A 16376-nucleotide genomic window follows, 5' to 3' on the forward strand; every position below is an offset into this window, starting at 1 on the left:
CGCTCCGATACATCCCGGTAGCTGTCATTGAATCGATGGTAACTCCATACCACAATGCTGATTAACTCTAATGAATAGCGGTATCTTTTCGGTTTCCTTGCTAGCATCGCGTTCTTCCTGTAAATAAATTACAGTCTAGCTCAAAGTTAAATTGACGCTGCCCCTCTTTCTTATCGTTCCATAATTGACATCTATCCCATGATACAATAAACGCTCCGAAACATCCCGGTAACTGCCATTCAACTGATGGTAACTCCACTGGATAACGATATCTTTTCGGCTTTTTCTCCAGCATGAAAATTTTTATGTAAATAAAGTACAGTCTAGTCCAAAAGATTAGTTGACGTTGCCCTATATGGGTATAAAATCTATTATTTATACTAGCATTAGTATGCCCTATGATACCAAAAAACAGAGCTCCAGCGCACCCAGGGGAAGTGTTACTAAAAGAGTTCCTGGAGCCGCTCAATTTATCACAAAAGCAGTTTGCCGACCATTTAGGCTGGACTTATGCCCGCCTTAATGAAATCGTTAATATGCGCCGAGGAGTCACTGCAGACTCTGCCTTATCGTTTGCCGAATCATTAGGAACAGAACCCGAATTTTGGCTCAATATCCAACAAAGCTGGGATTTATGGCGAGCTAGACAAACCCATATAGCAGTTACTCCGTTATCACATATTGGAGGTTCATCCCATCAAACGCCCAAGGCAGGCTATAAATCTCACAGGAAGTGATTAAATCGTATATCGGTATATGATATAATTCCCTATCTGCTACCTGAAGGAATATCATGTTTTCAGTATTGGCTCGCTCTGATAGAAATGAAAAAGATTTTTTTGGCGATCCCATTATTTATCGCACCAGAGACAGTTGGGGTGATATATTAGTCATTGATAGGAAAATGAAGCGTGTACTTGCTTTTGACCCCATTTATGAACAAAGCTGCTTGAATTTAAATGAGCCACATATTCCTGCACACGAATACACTCGAATCATGCTCCTAGTTCTGGCTTTTGTTCACCCCAAACACGTGACCCTTTTAGGTTTGGGCGGTGGATGTCTTCTTCACTCACTTCATTACCTCATGCCTCAATGCACTATCCGTGCCATTGAGCTCCGTAAGAAAGTGCATGAAGTGGCCCTTAATTTCTTTTTAATGCCAACCCAGCCCAATATTCACGTCGTCATTTCTGACGCACAAAAGGCATTAGTACAATGCGATGCACAAAGCACTCAGATTATTTTTGCAGACATGTATCAAGCTCATGGCATGAATCCCTTTCAAATGCAAAAAAAATTCATTCTCCAATGCGCTCGCATTTTGGATGACAATGGATGGCTGGTGGTAAACTATCATCAACTTCCAGAGCATAATTCACGCTTCATTCAGTGTTTACAACGTTATTTTTCCGAACTATTTGCAGGTCTTTCCCACACTGGAAATTATATTTTATTTGCTCGAAAAAAACAGGGGAGCCCTCTGAGTAAGTATCAAACGAACGTGCTCGATTTAGAAAACCAGCTTAACATTAAGTTAATGATGCTGTTCAAACGAATTACTCGCGTGTACTCCAATCAATACTGATAAAGGCAGAATGCTATTTACCTGAATTCAAATAGTGAACAACGGCTGAAAATTTGTTCATGTCTCAATTGCTAGCCATTCATTCCCCACTAAATAGTAATTAGAGATATTATCATTATAGCTTATGGCTAATGCTAGGCTATGAATGTCTATTAAATCGTTCATTAGTATAAATGAACATTGGATTATTAAACTCCACTTAGCAGACAAAGAGGGTAATAAATAGGCTATGAAAGAATCCAGCAGAACAAAATTTGAACCCTTGGGTTTAGGTGGGGTTCAAATATTTTGTACTGCTGGCTAAAAGTAAGTATAGCAACACATGAATTGAATACTAAATTTTATAACTATTTTTATCAGCTAATCACTTGGAATTCCTAGAGGAGGAATCAATATCGATATTCGCATGGGTGAGCTCAAAGATAGTGGATTGATGGTGATGCGAGTTGGTTCATGGAAATAATATAAACAATCATTAGAGTATACTTTATGCCGACCGTTAACATTTGAGTAACCTAAATTTGTTGAGTTCAAATCGTACAGCCCATAATTTTACAAATTAAATCTAAAGACAGCAGATCATGCATGAACGATAATTTTTTTTGAGGAAAGCCCTTATCGCAAAATAGCGTAAATGTTTTGTCTCCTTCGAGATGCTTTTTTGAATACTTAATGTCTTGTGTTGCCACATAATAATCACTTTGGTCCGAAATAAAAAAACATTTTGGACCAAACCCAGAACGTTCTAACGTTTTATAGATGAGCAATTCATGAAGAGGAGGCTTACAGCATCTAGCAAATGTTTCATCTTGGCGTGTGCCATTCGAATAGGTCTTCACAAAAAATATTTTTTGGGCGCCACCAGCATCTTGAATCTTGGCAATGCAACCGAGTTGTTTGCCGTTGCCCTTATTTGCATAGCTTACTATGGTAGAGCCAGGAAATATTTTTATTAAAAGGTCTGAGCGTTCCACAGAAGCTTTCATTCTCTCTCGTTGTTCTTTCATGGAGTGTCTCCTCACTTTGTTGAAAGCATAGCAAAGAATGAGGTGTTTATTCTTGGGTGGCCCTTTGAGGAGATGGGTTGCTAGGGGGCCTTAGAAGAGCAAATAATACGCTTAGAAAAAACAATTGTATCCGCTTATCATCAGAAAAATATGCCTGTTCTTTCAAATATAAATCTTTCCGAAGTGTCTATGCAAAATAATAGCTTGTAAAAAATTACACAGAAACTAAAATTATGGTACTTTGAGAGACGGATTTAAGATCCAACAATAGACCATTTTTATATGATAATCTATTGTTCATTTAATACTGGTGAATAACTAAAATTGATCTTTGAATCAAGAATACATAAAAAATTAATATAACTTAAATGGATTCTTATGCTTGCATATTTAAACCGAAAAATGATCGCTCCACAAATCATCACTATGGAAAATCAAGTATCACTTGAAGATTCTATTTGGATCGATTTATTTTCTCCATCAATAGGAGAGGAAGAGCAAGTCGAACAATACATAGGTCGAAATATCCCCACACGCGCAGAAATGGTCGAAATTGAATTCTCTAGCCGGCTATATAAGGAAAATGATGTCCTTTTTATGACTGCGATGATGCTCGCTCAATCCGATTCGCCTGATCCTCAACTTGATCCTGTTACCTTTGTTCTCACGCAGAAACAGTTAATTACTATACGTTATATTGAGTCGCAATCCTTTAAACTCTTTATCTCAAAAGTAAAAAAAATGGATTTTACCCAACGTGATGCTGTGACTTTACTCATTGAACTATTAGATGCAACTGTTGATCGCCTGGCAGATATCTTAGAACTTGTTGGAAGCAGATTAGATCATTATTCTAAAACTATTTTTGGACCTCAGAACAACCCAACAGAAAAACTCGATTATCTCCAGCTTATGCAACAAATTGGTGCACATGGCGATCTTAACACGAAAGCACGTGAGAGCCTGGTAACGTTCAATCGTTTGATTTCATTCTTTGGACAAACAGCATACTCAAAAATTGGTAAGGAAGGAAAATTACGATTAGCAACCTTAAGTACAGATGTTGCCTCGTTAAGTGACCATGCCAATTTTCTTTCAACAAAGGTTAATTTTTTGTTAGATGCAACATTAGGCATGATTAGCATTGAGCAGAACAATATTATTAAGATCTTTTCTGTTGCAGCCGTTATTTTTCTACCTCCTACACTCGTTGCGAGCATCTATGGAATGAACTTTCAATTCATGCCTGAATTATCATGGAAGTATGGGTACTTATTTGCTATTGGTCTAATATTATCCGCTGCGTGGTTGCCTTATAAATATTTTAAGCATCGAAAATGGTTGTAATAAAAAATTACTGTGAAAGTTGTGCACTCCCTATGTAACGGGCAGAATAGAATTTGCTTATTACCATGAAAATTAAATATTCTATATAGTCATAGTAAGACCCAGATACCCTACTAAATGTTCCATACCTATTACGTTATGACTTATACTAAAAAGAGTACTAATTGTTGGCGTTATATTATAACTACCCCCTACGCTCAGCAATAGATAAGAATGGTAGTTATTAGAAATTGCACTTTGACTAAATATTTCACCACCGAGCATGAGCTTATCATTTATTTGTCGTTGTAATACACAGCCACCAAAGAAAGAATTGCTCATATTTGGTGCGGAATTTAAAGCATAACCCCCTCCGCCATAACTTATCCAATCATTCCAAGATTTCTGTACCCAGAGAGGAAGATGTAGCTGGCTGCCCCCATTGCCTAATCCTTTGTTAGCATTGCCTGTTGGGATGATGAGGATGGGAGAAAATGCCAATTGTGGCCGATTAATTGTTTCTAATAGAAGTGCATATTTTAAGCCTAGATTGATATCCCCCAAACCTTGAGAGCTCAGAGTATTTTCTCCATTGGTTTGAAACACAAACGGAACGATTGTTGTTATTTCAAGGTTAGGAGCGATACCATAATCAAATTGAAACCCCGGTAGCGTAATTAGTTGGCCATTATATACTTTATCAATAGTCGAAAAGAAATAAAAATTTTCGTGCTGATAGCTTACAGGATTTGGATCATCTGTTATGAAGGGTGGCCCTGCTAAAACACATGAAGAGAATGAAAGCACCACGAAATAGAAAAAATATTTCCAGTTCAGTTCGATAAACAAATTTATTAGATTTGGAAATTTAATTTTCATGGCAATCTGTTTCATCTTTATCACCCAATAACCATTTTAAGTGTGTAATGAATCACTCCGAGGTATTTGTTTGGCAAGTATTGTTTTAAATTTTAGAATGAGGATTTGATAGGGTTTCAGAAAAGCCGGCAAAGCAGCCCACTCTAAAAAATAACTGTAGATGAAAATAATATTCCTTTTTTTACTGCGCAAATTTTCCATAGCCATTTCGTTTGTTTCATCATGAAAGTTAGATATTAGTGAATGGAGGCTGTAATACTTTTTTAAAATAAACGGAGAACACAGCCTTTTCATGAGAGTATTAATCATATCCACGCATTTCACCATTCATAAAATCATATTTTTTTCGTGCTACCCATATTTCGATATTTAAGTACAGCTATAAAGTCGTCTTTGAAATACCTAAGTGTTCCCCAATTTTTTAACTGGAATACTACCACTTTTGTAAAGTGGATCTGCAATAGCGGCTTTCTCAATTGCAGATGGAGACATTCCTTTAGGCCTGCTGCCCTTTCACCCACGTGCCCAGCGGAGTTTAATCCCTAGGTAGGCTCGCGAATTAATTTACAATCAAATTCTGCTAATAGAGGACTGTGGGAGAACCCCGAAAAGTGTTCGTTCTGAGCTGCATATTAATAAAATCTTATCAATAAGTTTCCCCTTAAATCTCTATCTGCCTCCCTATCTCAACCACCGCATCAGGTGGAAGCCTTAAATAATCACTTATTGGAATCGCATTCCGATGCATGAAAGCAAATATATACTCGAGGTATCTTGGCATTACCCTCACATCACTGCGAGGAATAATAGTTTCATGGCCAACGTAATAAGTAACACCTATGAGATTGATTTTATGCCCCTGAGCATGTACATGCTCAAGTAATTTAGGTATATTTGGTTGCTCCATGAATCCGTAATAAGCAACCGCTCGCCAGACATTAGGGACGATTTCTTTAACTTTTAACCTATCTGGATCTTTACACCATGGAACAGATCGAGTATTAACCTTCAAAATTAAAATCTGACTATGCAATACATGGTTTTGCTTTACATGCCAAATCATAACAGGAGGCGCATCCTGTTCGGTTCGTGTGAGAAAAATTGCTGTTCTAGGTACGCGTGGCACACCCTCTTGTAGTATTTGTTCCATAAAATAATCAAGTGAAATGGTTTTATCTTTTAGCTGTATAGAAACTGCCTGTACCCCTTATACCATATATACATAATGCTACAGATAATGACTGAAAAAATAATAGGTACATAGCCACCTTCCACAAACTTTGAAAGATTTGGGTATCTATAACTACAAATAAACCCACCACGAACCCTGCTTGAAGTAAGCTCCAATTCCATAATTCACGCATTGCAATGAAAAGTAACTTTGAGGTCATGAGCATCGTTGCAGATACTGCAACGCCATAGGCCGATGCTAAATTTTCAGATTGGCCAAATCCAATGGTAAGACCCACCGTAGCAAACATGAGTAGCCAATTAACAACTCCTACATATATTTGTCCATAACCTTTAGAAGATGTTTGTGTGACTCGGAGTCTTGGCAGCCAACCCAGTTGGATAGCCTGTCTAGTCATAGAAAATGCGCCTGTGATAATAGATTGGCTGGCAATAATGTGGCAGCTGTAACAAGCAATACAAGTGGTAGAGATAGTTCCTTGGGGCATAACAGATAAAAAATATTATCTTTTGTCGCAACTCCTTCTAGAACAAGTGCTGCTTGCCCTGCATAATTTAGTATAAGGCTTGGGAAAACCAGCCAATACCACACAAGACGGATTGATCTTGCACCAAAATGTCCCATATCTGCATATAATGCTTCTGCACCAGTGACACAAAGAAATACCCCTCCGAGCATAAGAAATCCGGTTGTGCCGTTTGAGAAGAGATAAGTCAAACCATACGTTGGATTTATTGCAAGCAATATTGAAGGATGCTTAGTAACTCCCCACGCACCAATATTCCAATAGTTAAAAACCACAATGCCATCACTGGACCAAATGCCTTCCCGATATTAGATGTTCCTGTAGACTGGATAGCAAAAAGAAGAATAGTAACAGCAGCTGGTAGTATGTAGTGTTCAAAAAGAGGGTGATATTATATTTAACCCTTCGAGCGCTGAAAGTACTGAGATAGCAGGTGTAATTGCTCCATCTCCAAGTCAGTCCTCATGCAGTAAGGCTTGTTGCAAGCTCTATTATTGCTTACAGCGCTATAATTTTGAATACGGTTTATGAGAAAATGCTTGCAGAGGGTTCTTCCACAGGACCCCAAATAGAAAAACCAAATGGACCTCTGGAGGGATCCAATCGGTCTACTCACTCCGGAGGTCTATTTAGAAGTCAAAACGGAAGCATCAGAAATTTCCAGTTTGACCTCCTGTAAGGCTAAATAAACTGTCAATTTTATTGATCCTTATTAAACCATAAATTATCATTTTTTAACTAGTCTGCTTTCCCAGGATTAATATGTCGTTAAATACCAATTCATTATTAATTTTATTACAAGAAAAATTCGGCCACCTTTCACCTGAAAGCTCTTGTCATGGATTTGCGGTTCGATGGCTTGAAGCGTACTTGGTTGGTGAAGAACACTTATTTGAAAACCGAGTTAAAGAAATTTATTCTTATGGCCTATCGTTAATAAATCAAACCCTGGAGATACAAGATAAAACAGAAGAGCAGTTAGCCGAAGAAGATAAAAAGTTACTGGATATTAAAGCTTTTTGTGAGTATATGGAATTACAACAAGATCCTGAGTCTTACACGTCTCTTTTTGGTAGGCTACTGACTCAATCAGACGTTGAATCTGTTTCAGATATTATCACTTCTGATGCAATGCGCTCTCGAGGTGGATTACATAAAATCTATTCCTACCCGGCAATGTATACAAAAGAAGAAGTCAAACTATATTTTGATAAACTCGGTGATGTGCTGGATAGCTCTACGAATACTTCCTCAAAAGAACGCTGGGGAATGATTATAGGCGGATTTGATCATTCTGTTGCACTATCCTATACCCCCGGAGTTGGATGGAAGTTCATGGATATAGAACAATATCCTCCTTTAACTTTTGCTAAAGAAGAAACGCCCTCATTGGCTGAAGAAATAGCTAATGCATTGATTGGAGAAGAGCCTGCTTCCCCATATATTGGCTTTAATACTGCTATTTTTACTACGGGCGATAATGAGTTGTTAGCCAAAGTAACCACTGCCCTTGATCAATTAAATGACAAATTAGTCTTAACCGAAGACATTTTAAAACGAGAATATAATGGATATGACTTAGTCTATCTTGCCGCTCAAAACGAGCATATTTGGGTTCTTATTGAATCGCTAAAATATGGACTCAGCCTGAATAAAAATTATGACGGTTATCCATTAATCTATCTGGCAACTCAGTATGGCAACTTGGAAATTATAGATTTTCTGTGTGTCAATGGAATTGAGGTAGATACCATAAGTGCAGGCTACACGCCACTTTTTCTTGCGGCAAGAAACGGGGATGTAGCCTGCATATCGCTCCTTGCCAAGAAAGTAGCTGATATCAATAAAGGCAACTGCACAACCGGGGCTACACCAGTTTATATTGCAGCTAAAAAAGGACATCCCCTTGCCATCACGGCACTTGAGCAACTTGGAGCAGATCTTTGTTTGGGAGATAATGATGGAGCAACTCCGCTACACGCCGCAGCGATAGAAAATCATGTTGAAGTAATCGTTACTCTTATCAAGCTCAAGGTATCCCCTAATATTGCTGATGATAATGGCGTTACTCCCCTTCATGTCGCGGCCAAAAAAAATAACCTCGAAGCAATAAAAGTTCTTATTAACCTGGGGGCTGATCCCAATTTAGGGAATGACGACAGAAGAACACCGCTGCATATGGCGGCCCAACGAAATAATATTGAGGCGATGGTATTGTTGATTAAGCTGGGAGCAGATCCCTCTTTAAGAGATGATAAAGACCATACCCCTCTTCATGCTGCCGTCCTAATGGATCAGGGGGAAGCCGTTGCTACTTTGGCCCAATTTGGAGTGGATTTGAATACCCCATTAGATAATGGATCCTCCCCTGCTTTTATAGCAGCTCAATATGGTTGTATTGATGCATTAGATCAGATAATCCAATCAGGAGTAAATGTGCATTCAGTCTGCGAAATAACGGAAGAAAACCTTAGGATACTAGCCCTGCATTGTTCTGAGAAAATTGCTACCAGTGAATACTCTGAACGCATTATTAACAACATGGAGCAATTCATAAAACAACATCAGTGTACGACAAAAAAAACGCTCAGCATTACCCCTTATGATATCGCATGCATCATGGAAGAAGAGGTTCTACTGTGCTTATTCGATAATAATCCCCATAAAAGAAAAGCGAATGAGATGGACTTTGGTTTTTTCACCAGCAATGAATCTAAAAAGGTGAAAACCATCCCTGAATCCAATCACAAAACCAGCATGAAGCCTAAGAAACCGTAACTCTAATTTACATCACTTGAGTAGCAGGACTAGCGGGGACTCCAATGTAATGAAACATCCCACCCACTGAGTTGGCATTATTTCAATTTGCATGGGGAATATAATTTTACTCAGGATATTGAAGAGCAGGATATGTTGTTCTATATGGACAAAGTATTAGCACTTGAGGTCGCTTAGCCATCTCATTGCCTGCAACCTCGGTTTCTGGTAGCTATATAGATAAAGACATGAAAGTATCTCCCTTTGGAGGGAGCATTACTGGTCTTTTTTTACAGCCTGGTGCAAATAATCTTCAATATGCTGTCTACACTACTCCGTTGCCATTCTCTGCACCTAACTGGTATCCCCAAACAGTGAAACCAGGATATCGCGCATCTTTTGATTTAGAGTTGGATTACCATTTTACTAATTGCGTTGATCAAATAGCATTAGACTGCATTTTAATAGCAACAGCAATGCATATTTTGCAGCAAATAAACCCAATACCTCCGTAGGTCCAACTTATTATTTTGGCCCAGCAGAACAGTTCTTACTAAATACATCCGCAGGAAGTTCAGTTAAATTCATCGTCGATGATGTGAATCTTGTTGCAAAGCATCTAATAACTGTTAGTAAACCCATTCAGGTAGAGCCATTCTTGGGAGTAGATATTGTTTATTTAAAAGAACACATCACGGATAATTATGCAGGCACCGATCCTGTATACGGCCCCTATACAGATAGCACCTATGTCGAGTCCCATTATACGGGATTTCTCTACCGCCCTGCCCGTGGCAGCACATTACCTTTACCATGCCCAAAGCCTTAAGTGATTTATTCCTGGTAAACCGACATCTACTGAATCAACTACCCACGCTTAGGGGAAAAATCCTCAATCAACTGGCTAAAAGCACGAGGACTCAAACTCGGTATCTTCATGGCCTTACATACCTTTGGCAGAACCCTCAACTGGCATGTGCATCGTCACGTTTCTGTAACTCAGGGCGGATTAACAAACGACCTGCAATGGAAAAGCCTCTTTTTCAAAAAAAAAACTTGAGATGAGAAACTAAACCATGAGCGCCATGCTGTCTCAGCAATACGCCAAATACTGGCAAGTCCATTGCGCCAAACCCCACAAAAATCCCAAAAAAGACATCGAATACTTAGGTCGTTACATCAAACGACCAGCCATTACTAATTCTCGCCTCGTTCATTATAACGGAACCTCTCCGCTCTTTAAGTTTCTTAATCATCGCACCAAGCAAACTCAATACACCGAGCTACATCCTTTTGATTTTATTACCCGATTTATTCAGCACCTGCCTGAAAAAGGATTTCGACCCACTCGATACTTTGGATTTCTTGCCAATCGCTTACGCTCACAATTGCTGCCCATCGTCTCTACCCTTTTTCAGCACATACCAACCCAAAACAACACTCCTGGGCTTTGCGGGTCAAACACCAATCGGGGAACAATCTTCTCGACTGCATCCTCTGTAAACACGCCATGCGACTGTCCTACCTACTCTTTAAACTATCTTCCAGACAGATGATGAATTACACCACTCAAATCGCGCTTCCAAAACCCATTCGCATCAACTAACGAGATTACTTCGTCTTTTTTTCAAAAATGGGTGTTATTACAGGATTGGGGCAAATGCGAATTACAACCCTAAAATAGCCTATAAATTAACCAAAAAGATATGAATCAAAAAAATTATATTTTATAAACTCGACCAGTAAAATGACTCATAGTTCCCATTCTATAATGGTGTAAATCCTTTCAACTTACGTCAAAACTAATCGCATAAGCATGATATCAATACTCGGTGCCCGCTTGTATTATTATTTCGCAATCCAATAGAACATAATCAAACACCGCGTGACGTTTGTTCCGCACAAATAAAGGTCAATATTAATTAATATAATTCATTGTTTTTTATACGATTAGATTTTAGGTTAATAATGTATAGTAAAAATACTAATTACTCGATGAGTTAGTTCTATTTTAATCGCATAATGCTTCTTATACGATTAGTTTTGACGTAAGTTGAAAGGATTTACATCATATAGAATATGGGCTGATAGCCATAAACCAGTATGATTTTACGTGAGATAAATTTTTTTATTTAGCCAAATTTGGTTGAATTATAGGCTATTTAATGACTTGTAATTCGCATTTACCCCAATCCTGTAATTAAACCCGACGTTGTGTTCACCGTACATTAAATAGGGGTGAAGCATTTCATCAGCTACGTTCAGCCATACTCAAAATCAGTGGCAAGCAATTGTTAGGAAAACTGACAAAATGCTAGAAATTAATAATCAGTATAATAAAATCTTGGTTTGTTGCATGATCTATTACAACACAGCCTTATCCTGATCTTTTAGATCACGCCAAACAACGTGGTGACGAGGCGTTATGCAATGAAATTAAACGATTATCACCAGTCGCTTGGCAACATTTTGATATGCTTGGGGTTGGGAAATTACTGTTAGACGATGAAACCATCAATGCTGGCTCTATAAGCCTTGCTGCATAAGGGTTATAGAGGGTCGTTCTGATAAACCAGCGCTATATGGAATTAACCCCAAGATAAAACGAACCGTAATAGATAAATTGACGGTGCCCTTCAACCTTCTTAAAGAAGTGGCACACCCTACATAACATTCCCCAATCCTATTGAATGATGCTGACAAAAACTGTCATGACTCTGTTTTATATTCTCCAATGAATTTAACGAAATAAAAAACAGGATAAATCATGACATTCGACCCCAATTTAGTTCTATTTTATGTGAGCAATATAGAAAACAGTACTCATTTTTACTCAGAATTGCTCAATGCTCAGCCTATCCACACTCAGCCTGATTACGCCATGTTTCTATTAAAATCCGGTTTGCGATTGGGATTATGGTTTCAAAATTCTGCGTTACCTGCACCAACTGCATTGGGTGGCGGTAGCGAACTCGCTATTGTGGTTCCCGATGAGCAAGCTGTTGATGAACTTTTTAGAAATTATCAAACTAAGAACTTTAAAATGATACAAGAACCAACACCGATGGAGTTTGGTTACACGTTTGTAACCTGCGACCCAGATGGTCATCGAATTCGCTTTTTTTCCCAGACCTGATCATGAACCAAAACTGGCTGGCTGTCGCCTGCGCGTCCCAACGTACGGATTGGAGTGGAAGGAGGCTTTATGCAAGTTTGTCACGGGAAACTTGCATCTCTAAGGGGGTTTATCCAGATAACACTGGTTCGGGTCCTGTGGAAGACCCCCCAAAAGTGTTCGTTCTGGGTTAGGCAGCCTTCCAGAAGTACCGTTTTAAATGCTTTTCAAGCTCGCTAACCATAGCATTCACATCAATATCGCCATTGCTCTTTTTAAAATTGTACTTACCAGTGAATGCAATGTGTGACCAGGCAATCGGTGAAATCCACTAGTCGCTGGCACCTCGATGAAACCTATATCAAGATAAAGGGTGAATGGAAATACGATGGATTTTTACCTTTCCCACCGCAGGAATGCGAAGGCTGCGAAACGCTCCCTGAAGAAGCTAATCAAATCTAACCCAACCTGTGATGTCAGTGTGAGCGATTTAAAAAGCGTAAAGCATCTGGCTCTTTTGGCATTAAAATTGATCGGAATAAAAAAATCCATATGGAGCATAGTGATATAGATGATTAAGTAAACAATTTAGCACTTTAGAAATTAGCAGCCTTTTTTTAACTATGGATGCTAACTCTGTTTGCAATAAAAACGTACGAGAAAAAATTTATATTATTCGTTTGACGTGCTTGTGTGCAGCTACAATACACCTCAGAATCCAATAAAGGACTCAAGGTCGACATCCTGTCGATTGAGCTGCACCAAACGAGTTTCATTATAGAAAAACCATTAGAATTAGCCATAAGTAAGCTACTTAATGAGATGTAAGATATTTCTTATTTTATAGGACTGTAGGCACTAACCCCCTCTTTTGGGCAACATCCGCGTCCCTTTTTGCTTACTCATATCCAAAGTGAAGTGATACGAACGCTACTCATCTCCTCATTTGAAAGTACAAACCAATGGCAATACTTCTTATTGTTTTGAACAGTCTAGAATTAAGTAACCATCCATCCGTAGAAGAAAACAATGAACTCAGATTCCATCTTCTAGACTCAAAAACTAAATCTCGCGTTCGCTATCAACGAGTCAGCGAAGAGACAGAGAAGGAAGTACCTTGGAATGATATTGTTAAAGGATGGGAGTATGAAAAAGGAAGCTATATTATAGTAATTGAGAAGGTACTAGAAAAAGCAAGCCCCGACTTATTTAAGCTCATTGATATCGAGGAATTTGTAGACCTCAACCAAATAGACAGCCTTTACTATTCTAAACCCTATTATTTGCAACCCGAAAGTAAAAATAAAAAAGCCTATGTTTTATTGCGTGAAGCCTTGAAGAAATCGAATAAAGTGGGGGTTGCAACGGTCATTATCCGAACCAAAGAATCGTTGAGCCTTATCATTCCTCACGAACATGCTCTATTACTTTACCTTACCCATTTTGCTGATGAAATTAGCGAAGAAGATGAACTTAATGTGCTTAAGGAAGAGATTAAAACATACAAGATATAACGGATAAAGAAATTAAAATGGCCCAAACCTTGATTAACTACATGAGCCATCCATGGAAGCCAGAAAAATACCAGAATGAGTTCCGAGAAACTATGGAAAAATGGCTGGAGAACGAAACGGATAAGCTAGGGCACCGTCAACTAAACTTTTGCGCTAGACTGTATTATTTAGAGGCAGAGCGAGCCTCCTCGACTAAATTTTGAGCTACACTGAAGTTTAGTTACCGAATGAAAAAATGCTATCAAAGAAGCCAAAAAGATACTGCTATCTTGTAGAGATTATCAGCATGGGGATGTGAAGTTATCACCGATGTGATGACAGCTCCCTTGGCATAATCCTTGATACAGTTGCATGAGCACTTATTTAGGAACCAGCAGCTATTCTATCAGCTGGCTGGTTCGTGTTTTGTACTAATTCCTGCAAGCAGGAGATTATTACTGTCGGATTATTTTTCGGGGGGGCAAAATCTTCTTCGCGCTTTCTCTTAGACGATGCCACAAACATTGCTAGCTAGTGGGGATACCCAATTTAATGCTAATAGGAGTTTTCCAATGGGTGTACGATGTGTACGCAAAATCACTAATTAAAATAATAAAATAAATTGCTGCCTCCCATGGACTTGACCGTGGGAGGAACTATATAGCTCGCTACTTATTTTAGAACCTAACGTTAAAATTGAAAGCTTCTTGATGGTCCTTTGTGTGGCGGCGATTTTTATTGTGTGAGCCTATCCGAAATAAATTCTCTAGCCGATCAATCTCTTCGGTTTCTTGAATAATTTGCTTCTCTAATTCTTCGATTGAATCAGCAAACATAGAATCTATTTTTTTCTTTTCATTCTCTAATCTAGACACCAGACCGTTTATTTTCTTCTTTGTTTTTGTCTGAACTTTTGCACGAGCAATTTGGACTAGGGAGTCAAACATTGGTTTTTTTTCCAGTTTCTTAATACGCTGAAGATTTTCACTCACTAATTTGTTAATTTGCGAACAGATTTTCTTGGGGCAATTAGCTTGGTTACTCTGTTGTAATATAATTTGATTAAGCCTTCTTAAAAACGCAGTATTCTCAATGGTTTTTGCACTATGTTTTTCTAATACCCTCCAGAATACATGGTTTTCTTGTTGGAGAAGGAGGGTTGCCGCATAGGGTAATTGATTGGCATCTCTATCAAGCAATAATAAAGGATTATGCTTAATGATCACCTCAAATAAATTAGTAGTCTTATTACTCGCATTTTTAAAACAGTAATCTAAAAAGGATTTATACTCCTGCTTTGAAACAGTAAAATTACTAAAATCTGAAGGAAGAATGCGCTCTTCAAGTAAACAATCCAACAACAAGGGTCTTTGCGTTAAAGCAAGATTAATAATGCTTTTAGAGACATTATTATGAAATACATTTAACTGACGAACCGCTGTAAACTCGTTACGTAATAACACTCTTTCTAGTAGTTTATGACCTGCTGATTCAACTTGTTTGGTGAGTGATTGAAGTTGCTTGATCTCTTCATAGGAAGTTTTGTAAGTATGTAAATAGAGTTGCAGTGTTAAAATTTCTCTATAAAGTTCCGGTAAAGCATTTATTAATTCTTGATCGATTACAGGTAGTTTTTCAAAAGCCTGTTGTAATTTTGTAAGTTCGTGAGGAAAAGTAAGCTTTTTCTGCGGGACTTTGCTTTTTTTCTGGGCTGATGCCGAGAAAAACCTGATGATATCATCTGGTTCGTGTGGAGGCTCTTCGTTGACTGGTATTTCCAAATCATCCTCGGTTTGAACGTTATTACTAATTGAATCCATGATATCTTTTAAAAGTTGTCCTGTTCTTTTTAAAGGATGTGGATCATTAACGTAGAGCATTTGTTCTTCCAATTTCTTAATTTGTCCATCTAAAGAGTCTAAATAGGCTTCTTTATTTTGTTGAAAATCAATTGATAATGCCGTGGAGTAAGCATCACATTGCTCATACTCTTTTTTAAGTTTGGCAATTAACTGTTTCTGGGAGTTACGCACTGAACTAACCCAGTCTCGAACATATAGATTAGCAATATGTTTAAATTCCACTTCAAGGTCGTCGGAATTTATAATCTCGTATTGCTCACCCACTTTCTTTGAGAGTAGGGGCTTAACGATTAATGCGTCATTGGATGAATAATAAGCATGGAGACAATATTCATGATGTTGCTCATCTGTGAAATAAGCGGTGTAATGATACTGACTATCCGAATTTATGCCAAATTCATGATCCTTATAGGCGCTAATATGATGCGCAGAAAGTTTATACTTCCCAACTTGGATGTCCTGGGTAACCCCTAATTCAAAAATATAAAAATCTTTATTCTTCTTCTGAACCACATTTACTACATTAGAGATAGTCGTAAAGTTTAACCCTGCTTCGATCACTCGATAAAGACTATTTGTGTGCAAAATGAACCTCCGTAAACTATATGAGCTAATAATTATACCGCCAGCC

At 38.2% G+C, this 16376-nt stretch carries 12 protein-coding genes and 2 pseudogenes; 8 read left to right on the plus strand and 6 right to left on the minus strand.

Features of this window, described 5'->3' with window-relative positions:
- Positions 1-398: 398 nt before the first annotated feature.
- Together E1P08_RS15705 and E1P08_RS15710 are read left to right on the plus strand one after the other, a co-directional pair.
- Complete coding sequence (locus E1P08_RS15705) at positions 399-737, plus strand: HigA family addiction module antitoxin (RefSeq protein ID WP_133137945.1); 339 nt, start codon at positions 399-401, stop codon at positions 735-737.
- A gap of 56 nt (positions 738-793) precedes the next feature.
- The gene (locus tag E1P08_RS15710) at positions 794-1588 is read left to right on the plus strand and encodes a spermidine synthase (RefSeq protein WP_133137946.1); all 795 of its coding nucleotides are present in this window, start codon (positions 794-796) and stop codon (positions 1586-1588) included.
- Between the two features lie 530 nt (positions 1589-2118).
- Here E1P08_RS15710 and E1P08_RS15715 read toward each other — a convergent pair.
- On the minus strand, positions 2119-2595 hold the full coding sequence (locus E1P08_RS15715; protein ID WP_133137947.1) for a hypothetical protein: 477 nt from the start codon (positions 2593-2595) through the stop codon (positions 2119-2121).
- A gap of 378 nt (positions 2596-2973) precedes the next feature.
- Here E1P08_RS15715 and corA point away from each other — a divergent pair, with 378 nt between their 5' ends.
- The gene (gene corA / locus E1P08_RS15720) at positions 2974-3942 is read left to right on the plus strand and encodes a magnesium/cobalt transporter CorA (protein WP_207387383.1); all 969 of its coding nucleotides are present in this window, start codon (positions 2974-2976) and stop codon (positions 3940-3942) included.
- A gap of 81 nt (positions 3943-4023) precedes the next feature.
- On the opposite strand, the gene E1P08_RS15725 is transcribed toward corA, so the two are convergent.
- The 4 genes and pseudogenes from E1P08_RS15725 to E1P08_RS17835 all read right to left on the minus strand — a co-directional run bounded on the left by E1P08_RS15725 (position 4024) and on the right by E1P08_RS17835 (position 6958).
- A complete protein-coding gene (locus E1P08_RS15725; RefSeq protein WP_133137948.1) occupies positions 4024-4815 on the minus strand; it encodes a transporter in 792 nt (263 codons plus the stop codon).
- 646 nt (positions 4816-5461) lie between these two features.
- A complete protein-coding gene (locus E1P08_RS17660; protein ID WP_278043074.1) occupies positions 5462-5950 on the minus strand; it encodes a KUP/HAK/KT family potassium transporter in 489 nt (162 codons plus the stop codon).
- 22 nt (positions 5951-5972) lie between these two features.
- Positions 5973-6885, minus strand: a pseudogene (locus E1P08_RS17830) (KUP/HAK/KT family potassium transporter).
- A gap of 7 nt (positions 6886-6892) precedes the next feature.
- Entirely contained in the window at positions 6893-6958 is a 66-nt protein-coding gene (locus E1P08_RS17835) for a hypothetical protein (protein WP_423202249.1), read from the minus strand.
- A 322-nt stretch (positions 6959-7280) separates the two neighbouring features.
- On the opposite strand from E1P08_RS17835, the gene E1P08_RS15740 reads away from it, so the two are divergent.
- The 5 genes and pseudogenes from E1P08_RS15740 (at position 7281) to ku (ending at position 13904) form a co-directional block, all read left to right on the plus strand.
- Complete coding sequence (locus tag E1P08_RS15740) at positions 7281-9296, plus strand: ankyrin repeat domain-containing protein (protein ID WP_133137949.1); 2016 nt, start codon at positions 7281-7283, stop codon at positions 9294-9296.
- Positions 9297-9523: 227 nt separating this feature from the next.
- Positions 9524-9790, plus strand: coding sequence for a hypothetical protein (locus E1P08_RS15745; RefSeq protein WP_133137950.1), 267 nt, complete (start codon positions 9524-9526; stop codon positions 9788-9790).
- 262 nt (positions 9791-10052) lie between these two features.
- Positions 10053-10881 (plus strand): annotated as a pseudogene (locus tag E1P08_RS17840) (IS91 family transposase); the annotation flags it as partial.
- A gap of 1161 nt (positions 10882-12042) precedes the next feature.
- Positions 12043-12411: a VOC family protein gene (locus E1P08_RS15760; protein ID WP_133137953.1), complete on the plus strand. Its 369-nt coding sequence runs from the start codon at positions 12043-12045 to the stop codon at positions 12409-12411.
- Positions 12412-13352: 941 nt separating this feature from the next.
- A complete protein-coding gene (gene ku, locus E1P08_RS15775; RefSeq protein WP_242602500.1) occupies positions 13353-13904 on the plus strand; it encodes a non-homologous end joining protein Ku in 552 nt (183 codons plus the stop codon).
- A gap of 656 nt (positions 13905-14560) precedes the next feature.
- Here ku and E1P08_RS15780 read toward each other — a convergent pair.
- Positions 14561-16330, minus strand: coding sequence for a hypothetical protein (locus E1P08_RS15780; protein WP_133137954.1), 1770 nt, complete (start codon positions 16328-16330; stop codon positions 14561-14563).
- Positions 16331-16376: the final 46 nt, after the last annotated feature.

The organism is Legionella rowbothamii, assembly GCF_900639985.1.
Classification (GTDB): domain Bacteria; phylum Pseudomonadota; class Gammaproteobacteria; order Legionellales; family Legionellaceae; genus Legionella; species Legionella rowbothamii.

Bases quoted from the DNA above. Each gene is read 5' to 3' on its own strand.
- E1P08_RS15740 (WP_133137949.1), top strand. From the start codon at position 7,281: ATGTCGTTAAATACCAATTCATTATTAATTTTATTACAAGAAAAATTC.
- E1P08_RS15745 (WP_133137950.1), top strand. From the start codon at position 9,524: ATGAAAGTATCTCCCTTTGGAGGGAGCATTACTGGTCTTTTTTTACAG.
- corA (WP_207387383.1), top strand. From the start codon at position 2,974: ATGCTTGCATATTTAAACCGAAAAATGATCGCTCCACAAATCATCACT.
- ku (WP_242602500.1), top strand. From the start codon at position 13,353: ATGGCAATACTTCTTATTGTTTTGAACAGTCTAGAATTAAGTAACCAT.
- E1P08_RS15705 (WP_133137945.1), top strand. From the start codon at position 399: ATGATACCAAAAAACAGAGCTCCAGCGCACCCAGGGGAAGTGTTACTA.
- E1P08_RS17660 (WP_278043074.1), bottom strand. From the start codon at position 5,950: ATGGAACAAATACTACAAGAGGGTGTGCCACGCGTACCTAGAACAGCA.
- E1P08_RS15760 (WP_133137953.1), top strand. From the start codon at position 12,043: ATGACATTCGACCCCAATTTAGTTCTATTTTATGTGAGCAATATAGAA.
- E1P08_RS15725 (WP_133137948.1), bottom strand. From the start codon at position 4,815: ATGAAACAGATTGCCATGAAAATTAAATTTCCAAATCTAATAAATTTG.
- E1P08_RS15715 (WP_133137947.1), bottom strand. From the start codon at position 2,595: ATGAAAGAACAACGAGAGAGAATGAAAGCTTCTGTGGAACGCTCAGAC.
- E1P08_RS15710 (WP_133137946.1), top strand. From the start codon at position 794: ATGTTTTCAGTATTGGCTCGCTCTGATAGAAATGAAAAAGATTTTTTT.